Below are 16124 nucleotides of genomic sequence, written 5' to 3'. Positions count from 1 at the left end.
CGGCTTGTCGTCGTGCGCTGGCCGTTGCAGTTGGCGTTGGCTGCCGCATCGGTCATGCCGGCGGCTGCAGCATCCGCGCCTGCATCCGCAGCGATGCCCGCTGCCGCAGCGACGTCGACGGCCAGTCCCACCTCCTCAGCCGCAGCGGCTCCCACTGTCGCGGACTACACGCGTGCGCTCGGCCTGTCGCAGCACTACGCCGCGCTGGTCGAGCATGCGCCCAGTGCGCCGACCTGGGTCGATGCCGGGCGCTTCCTTTATAGGCGTGGGGTTGCGCGCAGCGGTCGGCCGCCGGCCATCGAGTACCGCATGGTGGAGGCCGCCAGCGGCCGCAATACGCTGGCCTTCGACCATGCACGCCTGGCGGCGGCACTGACCCAGGCCGGCGCGCAGAAGGTGGATGCGGCAGCGCTGGCGCTGCAGGCACCAACCCTGCAGCAGGACCGTCTGGCGTTCCAGCTCGCCGACGTCGGCTGGCAGTGCACGTTGTCGCGTTATTCCTGCGTGCATCTGCACGACCGCGATGCGCCGCCGGAGTCGATGGATATGCGGCTTCCGCTCAAACAGGGCGAGCGCGATGCCAAGCTGTCGCCGGATGGGCGCTGGCGTGCCTGGGTGGAGCAGGCCAACGTGGTGATCGCCCCGGCGAGCGGCGGCGAGCGCAGCGTGCTCAGTCGCGATGGCAGTGCGCAGGACTACTACGCGCTGGACAGCCTGGTGTGGTCGCCGGATTCGCAGCATCTGGCCGTCTATCGGGTCAAGGCGCCACCGCCGCGCATGGTCTACTACATCGAATCGGCACCGGCCGATCAGGTGCAGCCCAAGTTGCACCAGCAGGTCTATCCCAAGCCCGGCGATGTGTTGCCGGTGATGCAGCCGGTACTGTTCGACATCGCCACGCGCGCGGCGCATCCGGTGGCGATGACGCTGCTGCCCGATGCCTTCAGCTTGAGCGAGATGGTGTGGTGGAAGGACAGCCGCGGTCTCACCTTCGAGTACAACGCACGCGGGCATCAGCTGTACCGCGTCATCGAGGTGGATGCACGCAGCGCCGCCGCGCGCACGCTGATCGAAGAAACCTCGCCGACCTTCATCGAATACTCCGAGCTCAGCGGCGAGCACGAGGACGGCGGCAAGCATGCGCGGCGCGATCTGGCCGATGGCGCGCAGATCGTATGGGCCTCCGAGCGCGATGGCTGGGAGCATCTGTATCTGTACGACGGCCGCACCGGCGCAGTGGTCCGCCAGCTCACGCGTGGCGACTGGGTGGTGCGCAAGCTCGATCGCATCGACGAGACAGCCGGGCAGCTGTACTTCAGCGCCTCCGGCATGCAGCCCGGCGAAGATCCGTATTATCGCCATGCCTATCGCATCGGCCTGGACGGTAGCGGTCTCACGGCGTTGACGCCGCAGCAGGCCGACCATGCCGTGCAGTACTCGCCAGACGGAACGTGGTTGCTGGATCTGTACTCGCGCGTGGATCTGGGGCCGGTGCTCGAGCTGCGGCGCAACGTCGACGGCAGCGTGGCGCGCACCATCGAGCGCACCGATCTGAGCCGCCTGCTGGCGGCCGGTTGGCAGGCGCCGTTGCCGTTCCATACCACCGGGCGCGATGGCAAGACCGAGATCTGGGGGGTGATCCATCGCCCGCAGCAGCTGGATCCTCAGCAGCGCTACCGCGTGGTCGAAGACATCTATGCCGGCCCGCAAGGCTCCTTCGTGCCGAAGGGTTTCACCACGGCGGTGCCTTCGCTGACCGCGCTGGGCTTTGCGGTGGCGCAGATCGATGGCATGGGTACCAACAATCGCGCGCGCGCTTTCCACGACGTGGCCTGGCGCAACCTCAAGGATGCCGGCCTGCCGGATCGCATCGCCTGGCACAAGGCCGCTGCCGCGCAGTATCCGTGGTACGCCATCAATGGCGGCGTCGGCATCTACGGCACCTCGGCTGGCGGCCAGAATGCCTTGGGCGCGTTGCTGTTCCATCCTGAGTTCTATGTGGCGGGCGTGGCCAACTCCGGCTGTCACGACAACCGCATGGACAAGATCTGGTGGAACGAGCAATGGATGGGCTGGCCGGTGGGGCCGTGGTATGCCGAATCGTCCAACGTGGAAAACGCCGCGCGCCTGCAAGGGCATTTGCTGCTGGTCACCGGCGACATGGACATGAATGTCGATCCCGCCAGCACCTTCCAGGTGGCCGATCGCCTGATCAAGGCCGGCAAGGAGTTCGACCTGTTGGTGGTGCCCGGTGGCGACCATGGCGCCGGTGGCGAGTATGGCCGCCGGCGCCTGCTGGATTTCTTCATGCGCTGGATGCAGCAGGCACCGACGCCGGAGTGGAATCGCACATCGTCCACCCTATCGGTCACACAGCCGCCAGCGTGATCGCACGCGCGTGTCACGGTCAGCGGGGCCGGTGCAGGCAGCGAGCGCAGCTTCATTTCAAAGGCCGCCATTCCGGCGTGTCCCGTTGGAGAACCTCATGCAGCATCGAACACGCGGCATCGTCAGAGCCATTCTTGCAACCGTCTTATCGGCGGCACTCCCCGGCATTGCCGCAGCCGCGGAGGCTGTGGGGTGCCAGTCGCTTTCCAACGACGCTCCCTGGGGGGCCGCCCAGCCATTGCGTACCTGGACGCCGGTCCGCAGTTCGGCGGCATTGAATGCGGTCGGCGCTGCCGACGGGGCGCCGTTTCAGGCCAGATTGATCACTGCGTTCGGCGAGGATTCGGCGGTGTCGGTGCGATCGGTGGTGCTCGAGTACCCCGATGGTTGCCGACGGCGGTATCAACTGCTTTCGTTCGCCGCGTCCGACCGGCAATACGTCGCCACCGTCGCCAAGGCGCATCCGGCGCGGGTGGATCGACGCACGTATCTGACCAAGGCCGAACCGGACACCATTACCGCCGCGATGCTGGCGAATGGATCCGCGAAGAAATACGAAACGCAGCACTTCGCATTCTGGTACGGAGCGAATACGGCCGCGGAGAGTTATCGCGATGTGGCCACGCGCGGCGTCGCGTGGACAACTTTCGTTACCCGGAGCGCCGCCTGGTTCGAAAAGGTCTGGCAGATGAATGCCGACCTGCTCGGCGCACCGATGCCCTATGCGGCAGCGACGGCGCCCAAACGTATCAATGTCTACCTGTGTGGCACCGGGCTGCCGTATGTGCAGGGCGGCGATCTCACCGAATGCGGTGCCAGTGGAGGGCAGGCGATCGGTATCTCGTCCTGGGCGCTTGGGTACGGCTCGCACTCGGTCGCGCATGAGTTCATGCACACCTTGCAGTACTACAGTGGCGGCTACCGCAATTTGCCGGCCGCCGGCTGGTTCTGGGAAACCCATGCCAACTGGAGTGCGTTTCAGACCGCGCGGATGGACGATTCTGCAGTGGCGTACTACCAGTCGAACCTGGAGAACGGACCGCTCTTTCCGGAGAGCCGCTATGGTGCGCATCCATTGTTGATGTTTCTGGCCGAAACCGATGCAACCCGCTCGCTGGTCTGGGAGATGTGGCTGAAAAATCAGCGCAATGCCGCTGGCGATACCCTGGAGCTGCCGATTCAGACAGTGGTTCGCCTCGGCCAGCAACAGGGCGTGTTTCCGCAGGGTTTTCGCTCGTTTGCAGATTCCATCGGGCGCTATGGCGCTCGGCTTGCCGCATTCGACTTCGTCAGCCAGAAGGCCTTGCTGGACATCAGCAAGGATCGTGCTGCCGCCAAGCGTTATGTACCGTTGAAGGCATTGGCCACGCGCGGCCGCTATGCCTCCTCACCGGAGCGGCCATTGAACATCTATGGCACCCACGTCATTCCGCTGACCCCGCAGACTGGAGCAAAGGCGATCAGCGTGAGCCTGCAGGGAAAGACCGTGGCTGATCAGGCTGCGTGGCGCTTCACCCTGGTCAGTCTGGATGCGCAGTCGCATCCCACGTACGCACCGCTGGGCGCAGTGGACGGCACGGCGAAGAGCGCGGTGACCTTGACGCTGCCTGCCGGCAGCACGCAGACCTATCTGGTCGTGACCGCCACGCCGTATCGCTACAGCGTTGTGCCGACCGCCGTCGAACAGCTGGCAGGCAAGAGGCCGTTGCAGTTTCCGTACGAAGTCAGCATCACCGGGGCTACGCCGCTAGCGGGCCTGGCCACCACCTGCTACGCCTATGCAGGAACCGATGGGCTGGATCAGAACTGGAATACCAACGGACATCGCACCGATGACACGCCGTGCAGATAAGGCGCTGATCTTTCGGCAGTGAGCGTACCCGACGGTAGGCCCGGCATCTGGATCTGCCGCCGGGGCGGACGATGGCCAACGCGACGATGCCAACACCTGTGGGGTGAGTGCAGGTGTCGCTGCGACGCCGCCGCGTACGCGCGATATGCCGCTCTGAGCACCCTATGCTTGTCTGGCGCGGACAGGGTTTTTGCAGTCGCGCGCGGTCTGGCGGCAGGCGGCATCTGCATGCAGTCTTGCTGCAGCGATGTGTCCGCGTACGCCAGTGCGCATGCCAACCATGCTGTTTTCCGCATGCACTGTCGCCAAATGCGACAAGACGCGGCGCGTGCGCACAGGCACATTGTGACCAGCTGATGAAACTGGAGCGCATGGGCGCCTCCATTAACGAACCAACCTCCATCTGACGACGCGTGGTGACGCGATCGATGCCGATCGCGTGCGTCGCCGGGTGTCTGCGTCTGCGTTGTCGTCATGGCGAAGCATCTCGCCGTGGCTGTTTCCCGCCTTCGATGTTTTCCGCACTGGTGCATGCCGGTACGGGCGTGTGTTGCCCGTCGGTTACCCGCTTTTTTCTAATCAGGAGTCCTGCATGTCGATGTTGTCGCTGCCCATCCATCGTCGTCCCGTCACGGGGCCGCGCCCGCTGCGCAGCACGCTTGCCGCCGCGCTGGTCGTGGCGCTTTGCGCAGGCACGGTGGTTCCCGCGCTGGCGCAGCAAGCCGGCAACGGCGATGCAACGCAGACGCTCGACAGTGTCGTGGTCACCGGCTCGCGCCTGCGTCGTGTGGATACCGAGACCGCCAATCCGGTGGTCACGGTCAGCCAGGAACAGATCGCGGCGACCGGCAAGGCGACGGTGGGCGATCTGTTGCAGGAACTGCCATCGATCGCCGGCAACGCCACCAATCCCTACACCAACAACGGCGGCGGCACCGGGGCCTCGGCGATTTCGCTGCGCGGCCTGGGCGACAAGCGCACCCTGGTGTTGGTCAACGGCATCCGCCTGGCCTACAACGACGTCAACGCCATTCCGTCCAGCATGATCGAGCGCATCGAGGTGCTCAGCGATGGCGCCTCGGCGGTGTACGGCTCCGATGCCATCGGTGGCGTGGTCAACTTCATCCTGCGCACGCACTTCGATGGCGTGCAGTTCAGCAGCGACTTCGGCACCAGCAGCGAGCGCGACGGCAATCGGCGCAACTTCGCCCTCACCGCCGGCAAGACCTGGGAGCGCGGCAGCCTGATCGGTGGGCTGTCGTATCACAACATCGACCCGGTCTCGGCCGGTGCGCGCGACTATTCGAAGGATGCGCTGGCGCTGACCGATGGCGTGCCGGTGAAGCAGGGCTCGTCTGCCACCCCGACCGGCACGGTCAACTTCAACGATGGCTCGGATCAATCCAATCAGCTCCGGCAGGCCAACGGCTGCGCGCGCGTCACGCTCAATGGCGGCGTCAGCGGCCGCGCGGGCCCTGGCGATTTCCACTGTTACAACGCCAGCGCCGACTCCTACAACTACCAGCCGTTCAACCTGCTGCAGACCCCGCAAAAGCGCACCAATGCCTTCCTGCTGGGCACGTTCCGCTTCAGCGACAGCGTCGAGGGTTACCTCAACACCTGGTTCAGTAAAACCGAGTCGGCCTCGATCATCGCGCCGATCCCGATCTTCTCCAACGGCGACAACATCCTGGTGTCGTCGCAGAGTTACTACAACCCGTTCGGGGTCAACTTCGGCACCGATCGCATCACGGGTACCTCGTACAACGACCTCAACACGCGCGCCACGGTGCTCGGCAACCGCAGTTATCAATACAACACCTACAACTTCCAGATCAGCCCCGGCCTGCGTGGCCGCTTCGGCGACAGTTCCTGGCAGTGGGATGCAAACTTCAACTACGGCAAGGTCAAGCAGAAGTCGATCAACAACGGCTTCCTGGACTATGCCGCGTTCAACCAGGCCATCGGGCCGTCCTTTCTGGACAGCGATGGTGTGGTCAAGTGCGGTAGCGCAGGCGCGGCGATTGCAGGGTGCACACCGCTGAACTTCTTCAACCTCAACGACAGCTCCAACCTGGCCACGTTGCAGGGCATGGTGGTCAACCCGATCGTGACCAGCGTGTATACGGTCAAGCAGTTCGAAGCCAACGCCAACGGCACGTTGTTCGAACTGCCAGCTGGCGCGGCGAGCCTGGCGGCCGGGCTTTCGTATCGCAAGGAGCGCTCGACGACGGCGTCGGATGCGCTGTGGACCGGCGACGAGAACGGACTGTGCGGGGTGATCGAGTACTGTTCGTCCACACTGAGCGGCAGCTTCGACGTCAAGGAAGCGTACGCCGAAGCGTTGTTCCCGCTGCTCAAGGAGCTGCCTGGCATCAACGCGCTCAATATCACCCTGGGCACGCGTTTTTCCGATTACAGCTCGGTGGGCAGCAAGACCAACAGCAAGGTGTCGCTGGAGTATCGGCCGATCGAAAACCTGCTGGTGCGCGGCACCGTCTCGCAGGTGTTCCGCGCGCCCAACATCAATGAACTGTATGCCGGCGTCGCAGGCGATGCAGCCACCGTCAACGACCCCTGCAACGGCTACACCGGCGGCAACAACGTCGCCTGCGCCAATGTGCCCACCGACGGCAGCTACCAGCAATCGGACGGGCAGGTGTCGGGCAAGGTGTCCGGCGCGGCAGTGGCCGGCTACCAGCTCAAGCCGGAAACCGGCAAGTCCTACGACGTTGGCCTGGTCTATGACCCGCAGTGGATCGACGGCCTGTCGATCAGCGCCGACTGGTGGCGCATCGATCTGGAAGACACCATCACCACCGTCTCCGCGCAAACGGTGCTCAACCAGTGCTACGCCAACTCGGCAAGCGCGTTCTGCGCGTTGATCCATCGCAACGGTAACGGCACCATCAATTACATCGCCGAGCCCACCGTCAACCTGGGCAAGCTGTGGGCCAAGGGCATGGACTTCAATCTGACCTACCGGTTGCCGTCCACGCCATGGGGCAACATCACTGCCGGCCTCAACGGCACCTATCTCACCCGCTACGACGTGCTGCCCGACACCACCGACCCCAGCTCGGTCACCATCCACAATGTCGGCCGCTACACCCAGGCGTACGGCAACTTCCCGCGCTGGCGCGCGCTGGGGACGGTGAGTTGGGCGTTGGACGACTGGAGCGCTACCTGGCGCATCCGCTATGTCGGCCACACCGCCATCGGCAATTCGGATCCGGACCAGAGCCTGTCGGCCGATTCCAGCACGCCGACAGTGGTGCGCAAGATCGGTGCGTACGTCTACAACAACCTGCAGCTCGGCTACAACGTGGAGCCCTGGCATACGCGCTTCGAGGTGGGCGTGGACAATATCGCCAACAAGCAGCCGCCGTTGTATTACTCCAACAACGTGGGCAATGCGAACACCGATGTAGCCACCTACGATCTGCTCGGCCGGTTCTACTGGGCGCGTGCAACGGTGAAGTTTTGAGTGCGGCCATGGCGCCGCCGCTGCCCGATCGCACTGCTGCTCTCCGATCCGGCCGGGCGGCAGCAGACCACGTCACCGACTGCTTTGCAGTGCGAGTGTCGGCCTGTGCTGTAACCGCGCGCGCAGTCCGCAAGCAGCGGCAGGAGCTAAGCTGAGCCCATGACAGAGCCATCCCGCACCGAGCGCGTCACCGATCACACCTTGTCCCTGTCGCGGCGGCGCTTTCTGGCCTGGAGCAGTCTGGCAGTGGCTGCGGGCTTCCTGCGCTTCCCCGCCGATGCCAGCGCCGCCCAGCCTGGCCGCATGCGCGCGGTGCCGCTGGCCCAGGTCCGCCTGACGCCGTCGCTGTTCCTGGATGCGCTCGACACCAATCGCCGCTACCTGATGCGGCTGCAGCCGGACCGGCTATTGCACAACTTCGTGCTGTACGCCGGTCTCGACCCCAAGGCGCCTGCCTATGGCGGTTGGGAAGCGGACACCATCGCAGGCCATACGCTGGGCCACTATCTCAGTGCGTTGGCCTTGATGCATGCGCAAACCGGCGATGCGCAATGCGCCACGCGTGCCGCGTATCTGGTGAGTGAGCTGGCGCGTTGCCAGGCGCATGCAGGCGATGGCTATGTGGCCGGCTTCACCCGCAAGAACGCCGCAGGCAAGATCGAAAGCGGGCGTGCGGTCTTCGATGAACTCAAGCGCGGCAAGATCGACCCCGCACCGTTCTACCTCAATGGCAGCTGGGCGCCGCTGTACACCTGGCACAAGCTCTTTGCCGGCCTGCTGGACGTGCATGCGCATTGCGACAATGCGCAGGCGCTGCAGGTGGCGGTGGGGCTGGCCGGTTATCTGCAAGGCATTTTTGCGGCATTGGACGATGCGCAGCTGCAGAAGGTGCTTTCCTGCGAATTCGGTGGCCTCAACGAGTCGTTCGTCGAGTTGCATGTGCAAACCGGTGATGCGCAGTGGTTGGCACTGGCGCAGCGCCTGCATCATCACGCCGTGCTCGACCCGCTGATTGCCCAGCGCGACGAACTGGTGCACCAGCATTCCAATACCAACATCCCCAAGCTGATCGGTCTGGCACGCGAGTACGAAGTCACCGGCGATGCCGCATCCGGTGCGGCCGCGCGCTTCTTCTGGCACACCGTCACCGACCACCACACCTACGTGATCGGCGGCAACGGCGACCGCGAGTACTTTCAGCAGCCGGACAGCATTTCGAAGTTTCTCACCGAGCAGACCTGCGAGCACTGCGCCAGCTACAACATGCTCAAGCTCACCCGGCATCTGTATCAATGGGGGCCGCAGGCTGCATATTTCGACTATTACGAACGCACGCTGCTCAACCACGTGATGGCGCAGCAGCATCCGCGCACCGGCATGTTCACCTACATGACACCGCTGCTGGCCGGCGAAGCGCGCGGCTGGTCCACACCGTTCGACGATTTCTGGTGCTGCGTTGGCAGTGGCATGGAGGCGCATGCGCAGTTCGGCGACTCCATCTACTGGGAAGACGGGCAGGGCGTCTACGTCAATCTGTATGTGCCGTCCACGGTGCGCGATGCAGCCGGGTTTGCGCTCAGCCTGCGCAGCACGCTGCCCGAACAGGGCCAGGTCACACTGCAGATCGCCGCAGCGCCCGCAACGGCGCGTACCCTTGCGCTGCGCGTGCCTGGCTGGGCCGGCGCGTTCACCTTGCAGGTCAATGGTCAGCTGCAGAACCTGCAACCGATGGATGGGTATTTGCGCATGGAACGGGTTTGGGCCGCTGGCGACACCGTGTCCCTGCAGCTGGAGATGCCGCTGCGCCTGGAACCCACAGCGGACGATCCGGCATGGGTCGCGATCATGCGCGGCCCGCTGGTGCTGGCGGCCGACCTCGGCGATGCCGCAACGCCGTGGAGCAACAAGACCCCGGCGCTGATCGGTGGCGATGATGTCCTGCAACGCCTGCGGCCGCTGCCGGCCCACGGCCACTACGCCTATGCAGATGGCGATGGCGATGGCGCCCAGCAATGGCTGTTTTCCCCGTTCTACGCCCAGTTCGATCGCCGCAGCGCCGTCTACCTGGAGCACCGCGACGCCTCCGCCTGGCAACAACGCCAGGCCGAACAGGCGGCAGCGGATGCGGCGCAACGCGCACTCGACGCGCGTGCCCTGGATCGCATCGCCCTGGGCGAGGAAGCATCGGAAAAGGCGCACGCCCTCACCAGCGACAGCTCCTATGCACTGAGCTACCGCCGCCGCGCCGGCCGCGACGCCCGCACCGGTGGTTTCATTGCCTTCACCCTGCGCAACACCGCGAAGGCCCGCATTCTGCGCCTACGCTACTGGGGCGACGAAACCCGCCGCCGCTTCCGCATCCTCGCCGACGGCGAACTCATCGCCAACGAACGCCTCGACGGCAACCGCGGCCTGGACTTCGTCGATGTGGATTACGCCTTGCCCGCAGCAGTGGCCGGCCGCGCCACCCTGCAGATCCGCATCGAACCGGAGACCGGCTACTCGGCAGGGCCGGCGTTCGGGTGTTGGGTGTTGGCGTCAGCGCGGTGAGATTGCCGGCCGGCTCAAAGCCAAAGCCGATCTCCAGCCCGCCTGGTCGGGTGTCCTGGATGGGCTGCGAGCGGTAATCCAGATGATAGAGGCGGGCGAGTGTGCGGCCATTGCCATAGGTGTAGGCGGCCACAGGGCCGAGCCCAGAAAAACCTGCCGCGTGCCGCCGGCGGTGGTGACGCCCACTTCTGCGGTCTCACCTTGGGCATTGCGAACATAGTCCACCGCTGCACCATCGGGATAGGTTGGCCGGCTTTGGTGTAGGCGTAGCGCAGCACAAAAACGCCTTGCCGTTGGTGGTCTGCACCTTGCGCATCAGATCGAAGAAGCGTCGTAGCAGTAGTCGATGCTGCTGCTGCCGTCCTGCATTGGGCCAGGCGGTAGATGGGGTAGGTCTCGCCGCTGGCGCAGGTGGTCTGGCTGAATTGTTAGGTGTAGATGCTGGTTGTCGGATGGTCCACGTAGTCAGCTTGCCCAGGGCATTGTGGCCGCATGAGATATTCCCCACAGCCTTCTCCTTTATCTTTCTCCTGGTAAACTTTTAGAACCAATTACTTTCTTCCGGCGGACTTTCAATTAGCTTTATAAGCTCGTCGTGCTTTCTGGTGTATTTCATTGTTGCGAACGTCCCCATGTAGGTCATCGCACCAGATTCAGGGCTGGCGGAAAATATAAAAAAATTATCATTTTTTGGACGCGCTCCAATTTTTCCCAGAAATACCTGGATATCAAGTATCTGCGAAAGTTTTGCTCGTGGACTTGCTAGAATCACAGTTTTGCGAGCGCAATTCTTAAAAAAAACTTCGAATGAATCTCGCCCCTTGACAGGGTGCTCATTCACTTTCATTACTTCAATATTTTTAACTAGGTCAAGTTCCACTATGACTAAATCCCGAGCATCGCAAGAGGTTGAAGCCGCAGCGTATGAAGTATGAAGAATCCCGGCGACCCCGATAGCTACAACAGCTAAGTGCCTCATTTTAGTCTCCTATGTAACGTAAGACGGTGGAGCCTTCGGGGAACTGATCAACCCCGGCAGGTCCAACGTATATGTCATGCGCCCCCATCGTAGTGACGCCGCCATTCACGCCTGGAACTACTATAGCAGTATGGCCTGTCGAATTTGGACCCACATTTCTATTTGCTGCAATATCCCCAGGCATGCGTTCTTCGTACTTGCCTAGCTGCCTCCAATTTGGAATATATCCTTTTGCCAGTTCGGCGGCGGTAGCGCATCTATCTATCTGTTGGTCATTTTTATCTCTGATCGTAACAGTTGTTGGGGCTCCTGCATTCGAGGCCGCATCACAGACAAATGACGAGCATTTCCAGGAATTTGCAGGATATTGCGTAGACCTAGACTGGTAGAATCCGTAAGCAGTTGATCCTACATTTTGCATCGCCCAACTCGAGATGGCGTTACGCTTCTGTAAATTGGTTAAGCTTCCCTCCATAAGACCAAGCACATCAAATTTTTCAAGGGAGCTACTGCCAGCATATGAAAAAGTGCTAAGTCCGCCCAAAAGACCGATTGGGTCACTCTGCGCGTATCGCCCGGTAGCAGGGTCGTAATCCCGGAAGTAATTCTGATTTAAGCCACTGGCCGCATCAAACCGCTGCCCCGGGAACCGCATATCCAACACCAGCGCCGCACCATCGCTATCCGGATCCTGATTCGGCGCCGTGTTGCCGAAGGCCTCGCCCTTCAGGCTCCAACTCCACACCGCCACGTTACGAACCGGTTCAACCACCACACGCGGGCTGCCCAGGTGGTCCGGTTCGATGTAGTGCAGCGTGTTGGCGTTGGCCAGCAGGCCGACCGGTAGGTCGTCCAGCCAGATCGCCTGCTGCTTGGGCACGCCATTGGTGTCGTAGTCACCGAGCCAGTGGCCGGCTTCATCGTAAAGCGTGTAGGTGTTGGCGGTGCCGAGGAAGCGGCGCACCTGCTCGCCTTTACCGTTGTAGCGATAATTCATCACCACCGCGCCTGCACGCTTGACCAAGCTCATGCGGCCGGATGCGTCGTAGGGGAACTCCCGCGCCTTGCCACCGATGCTCAGCGTATTGCCTGTCTTGTCGTAGGTGCGCGCCACGCCAGCTGCTGCACTCAGGCGATGATTGGTCGTTGGATAGGTGTAAGCCTGTGTCACGCTGCCAACCTTGGCGCTGAGGCGATTGCCGGTGGCGTCATAGCTATAGCCGTCAATGACTGTTCCTGTGATGCCATCGGTGAGGGCGGTGAGGCGGCCCAAGGCGTCGTAGCCCAGGCCGATCTCCGGCGTGGGATTACCGGCTGGGGTTAGTGCGGTGAGATTGCCCACCGCATCAAACCCGAACCCGACATCCAGACCGCCAACCGCTTTGTCTTGAATGGCCTTGGGGCGGTAATCCTGATCGTAAGCTCGGGTCAGCATGCGGCCGTTGCCGTAGGTCCAGCCAGCCACCGGGCCCATCGGCAAATACGTGGCACCCTTGACCAACACCTCGCGCAAGCTCCCCGGCGCGGTATAGCCTACCTCGGCGATCTGCCCCAGCTCATTGCGCGCATAGTCAACCACCGCCCCGTCCGGATAGACCATGCTCGTCAGGCGCCCGCCTGCCGTGTAGGCGTAACGGAGCGTCAGTGCCTTGCCGTTGGTCGTCTGGACCTTGCGCACCAGATCGCCGAACCGGTTGTAGCAATACTGCGTCGTGCCGCTGCCGTCCTTCATGCTGGCCAGGCGTCCGGCGGCGAACTGCTCTCCCGCCACGCAGACAACCGGGGCCACGTCGTAGACAAAACGGGTCTCAAGCGCTGCATCGGCATAGGTCACCGACACTGGGCGGTTTAAGGCGTCATAGGTGTAGGTGGCCTGCCGGTTGGCTGCGTCCTTCCTGGACAGCACGTTGCCTGCGTCGTCGTAGGTGAAGCCGGTGCTGCCCGTGTCGGGACTTATCAGCGCCAGCAGTTCGCCCAGCCCGTTGCGCTGGTAGGTCGTCTTCAAGCCTTTCGGGTCCGTCACCACTGACGGTTGTCCAAACACGTCGTATTGGAAAGCGCTCGTCGCCTTAATGCCGCCGGCGTCTTCGATACTCTGCTTCAAGCGATGCAAGGCATCGTAGGTGTAGGCACTAGACCGGCCCATGGCGTCGGTTCGCCCCTTCATCGTGCCGACCGCGTCGTAGGCAAAAACGGTCGGGTTGCCTTGAGCATCCGCCTGCGTCTTCAGGCGACCGAGTTCGTCATAAATACGTGACACCGTGAACATCAAGGTGTTCTTGGCATCCGTGATGTCTTCCTTGATCCGGTGTCCCGACGCGTCCAGCGTGTAGACGAAGGAGTTGCCGTAACGATCCGATACCTTGGTCAGCCGAAATGCGCTGTCGTAGGTGAAGTTAGACACGTCGCCGCCCGGCAGCGCGACCTGCTTGACCAAGCCGGTGGGCCAATAGCTGTAGCGCGTAATGCGGTCATCCGCCTCCGAGCCGCTGTCCTGTCCCCGGACGATGCGTGCCGTCAGCCGGCCTCGCGCATCGTAGCTGTAGTCGGTCACGACTCCGTTCGGATCCTTCTGCGACAGCAAGCGGCCGGCGCCATCGTAACTAAGGAACTGTGTAACCTGGCCCGCTGCATTGGTGATCGTCTTCAGGTCTCCGCCCTGGGCTGCGGGATAGTAGTCGTAGGTGGTGGCGTCGCTGAGATCCGTGCGCGCACCGTCCACACGCAGCAGCACTCCCACCAGGGGGCAGCTTCCTGCGGTTACGTCGGCCTGCTCGCAATAGGTGAAGGTCTGCTGACGCTGCTTCCCGGAAGCAGCATCTTGCTCGACCTGGGTCAGCACTTGGCCACGCTCATTGCGAGTCCATCGCTTGGACACAACCAGCCCCTGCGCCCCTTTGATGTTGAGCTCGGTCATTTGATGGGTCAGCGCATCCCGCACGCTCTCGGTGCGCACTGCCTCCGGCGTGCCGTCACCGACCGTCACCGCTGATTGATAAGCAGGCGCGTATTCGTAGGACACCTTGCTGCCCGATGCGTCCGTCACGCTTTGCAGGCGACCATCGCTGAAGTAGGTGCTGGACGTGCTGGCTGCACCCTCGGTCACGTTGTTGACTGGGCTGAAGATGGTCGGCCCATATTCGAAGCGCTTGACCGCGCCAGAGGCCTGGGTGACTTCCGTGACGCCTTCGGCCACGTAATTCAGGGTCACTCCGTCGACCGCCCCGGTATCGCCATGGAGAACGCTGCTGATCACGCGTCCATAGGTGTCGTAACCGAACGAAGCATAACGCTGTCCGCTCTCCCCGGTGATACCAGTCAAATAGTTGACCAGCTGAGGTTCCGCAAGTCCCTTCTCGTGATAGTGGTAAAGGCGCTTCGCATCGTCGGGATAGGTGGCGGTAATCAAATTCCCATCGACATCGTAGTCGTAAAGGATGATTCCGCCACCCGGAATCTCCATTCCTGTGACACGCCCGTCGGTGTAGGCAAACGTCACGGCGCGGCCACGGCCATCAACCAATCGCGCAATGCGCGTGCCCTCGTAAACCACCGTTACGTCACGATCCGGCGAGGCTGGATTGCGCACCGCGAGCAGCTCGCCATCTTTGCCGAAATCGCGGTATTCGCCAGTTTCTTCGATGACACGGTAATACGTCGTGCTGTTGCTGATGCGGCGATATAGCCGCCCCGAATTCCCGGCACGGCCGGTGCCAGCAGCAACCGTGGTGAAAACATCCCTGTTGCCCGCTTCGTCGAGATAGGCTGTGTTGGAACTGTCGAATCGGTCGCTGTAACTCAGCGACCAGCCTTCTCCGACTGGAATGACACTCTTGGTCTGATTGACAGAATGATAGTAGCGATTGAACGAGCGACCCGCGAACTCAAAGTCTTTCTCTTCGCGAGACTTGTCGCCTGTCGTGGGATGGCAAGGATTGTTGGTGCTACAGCTTTGGAACTGCTTTAAGGGCGACGTGACCCAGGTATTATCGTCGTTCTTGGGCCTACACACAGGCTCCGTCGTGAGAGTGGCCTCTGTAAGAATTGAGGTTCGAAGGTAAGGTGTGAAGTTAGCCTCGCAAGTTAACCTTCGCTTCTTGTAGACATTCCAGCGCTGCGACACCGAGACAGGCACCCCCGAGTTCGACTGACAATTAAATTTCGCAGTGAAATATTTGTCTGAGCTATAACTAACATCGCCATTGGGGAGGAGGCCCAGCCCCGTCGTGTTGTAATCCGACGTTTGAGTATTGGACTGAAGCGAACACGATTTCCCGACCTTGGTCGTTAGGATGTCCAACGACTTGGCGATGAGTGCGCCTTCATCCGTGCACCAGCTTGAGCCAAACTCTGGGGACGCTGTGCAGCCGGGGTTTCCGACCCCGTAGATACCCAGGTTGACTCCATAGGATGGGTTAGAGACCGAGGTGGCCTTTAGAGACGGGACACGGAAATAGGTCCAGACCTCTCCGGCTCCCCGATTCAAAAAACCTCTTGAGTAGGCCTTCAAATACTGACCGATGCCTTGGTAGTCCTTGGAGTTGCGAAGGGCATCGGCAGCCTTCTCCATCGTGTCGTAGCAGCCGAGGGACAGCGCACAGAACGTAGCTTTAGGCGGGTTTTGCGCCTGCGCAGGACTAGCAACTTGCAACGCATAGGCACCAAAAACAACCGGCATCAAGAGCGTCGCGTAACGCGTGCCCTTTGACAAAACTGAGGAAGCAGAGAAACGCGCCACGGCCCGATTCGACACGGCAACACTCCTTGTCAGCTGCACTTGCAGCATCAGTTAGGAATCCATTCCCACCCACCCCACGCTGGCAGCGGTGGTGATTACAACCAATCCCATGAAAGGAATGGCTAGGTTT

6 protein-coding genes and 1 pseudogene are annotated in these 16124 nt (G+C 62.2%); 4 read left to right on the top strand and 3 right to left on the bottom strand.

Annotation, left to right across the window (positions count from 1 at the left end):
- Positions 1-93: 93 nt before the first annotated feature.
- From FHY19_RS00890 to FHY19_RS00875, 4 genes are all read left to right on the top strand, one after another.
- On the top strand, positions 94-2388 hold the full coding sequence (locus FHY19_RS00890; protein ID WP_259160872.1) for a S9 family peptidase: 2295 nt from the start codon (positions 94-96) through the stop codon (positions 2386-2388).
- Positions 2279-4240, top strand: a complete 1962-nt coding sequence (locus FHY19_RS00885) for a DUF6055 domain-containing protein (protein WP_259160870.1) — start codon at positions 2279-2281, stop codon at positions 4238-4240. The genes FHY19_RS00890 and FHY19_RS00885 overlap by 110 nt, the downstream gene beginning before the upstream one ends.
- 592 nt (positions 4241-4832) lie before the next feature.
- Positions 4833-7727: a TonB-dependent receptor gene (locus FHY19_RS00880; protein ID WP_259160869.1), complete on the top strand. Its 2895-nt coding sequence runs from the start codon at positions 4833-4835 to the stop codon at positions 7725-7727.
- 159 nt (positions 7728-7886) lie between these two features.
- Positions 7887-10277, top strand: coding sequence for a glycoside hydrolase family 127 protein (locus tag FHY19_RS00875; RefSeq protein WP_259160867.1), 2391 nt, complete (start codon positions 7887-7889; stop codon positions 10275-10277).
- On the opposite strand, the pseudogene FHY19_RS00870 reads toward FHY19_RS00875, so the two are convergent.
- The 3 genes and pseudogenes from FHY19_RS00870 to FHY19_RS00860 form a co-directional block, all read right to left on the bottom strand.
- A pseudogene (locus FHY19_RS00870) lies at positions 10261-10764 on the bottom strand (RHS repeat protein); the annotation flags it as partial. The gene FHY19_RS00875 and the pseudogene FHY19_RS00870 overlap by 17 nt on opposite strands.
- 54 nt (positions 10765-10818) lie before the next feature.
- Positions 10819-11256 (bottom strand): hypothetical protein, encoded by a 438-nt coding sequence (locus tag FHY19_RS00865; RefSeq protein WP_259150810.1) that lies wholly within the window; start codon positions 11254-11256, stop codon positions 10819-10821.
- A 1-nt stretch (position 11257) separates the two neighbouring features.
- Entirely contained in the window at positions 11258-16042 is a 4785-nt protein-coding gene (locus tag FHY19_RS00860) for an RHS repeat-associated core domain-containing protein (protein WP_259160865.1), read from the bottom strand.
- Positions 16043-16124: the final 82 nt, after the last annotated feature.

This window comes from Xanthomonas sp. 4461 (genome assembly GCF_024806475.1).
Lineage (GTDB): Bacteria > Pseudomonadota > Gammaproteobacteria > Xanthomonadales > Xanthomonadaceae > Xanthomonas > Xanthomonas arboricola_F.
Note: the sequence above shows the minus strand (reverse complement) of the source record. Positions and strands in the feature narration are given on the sequence as shown.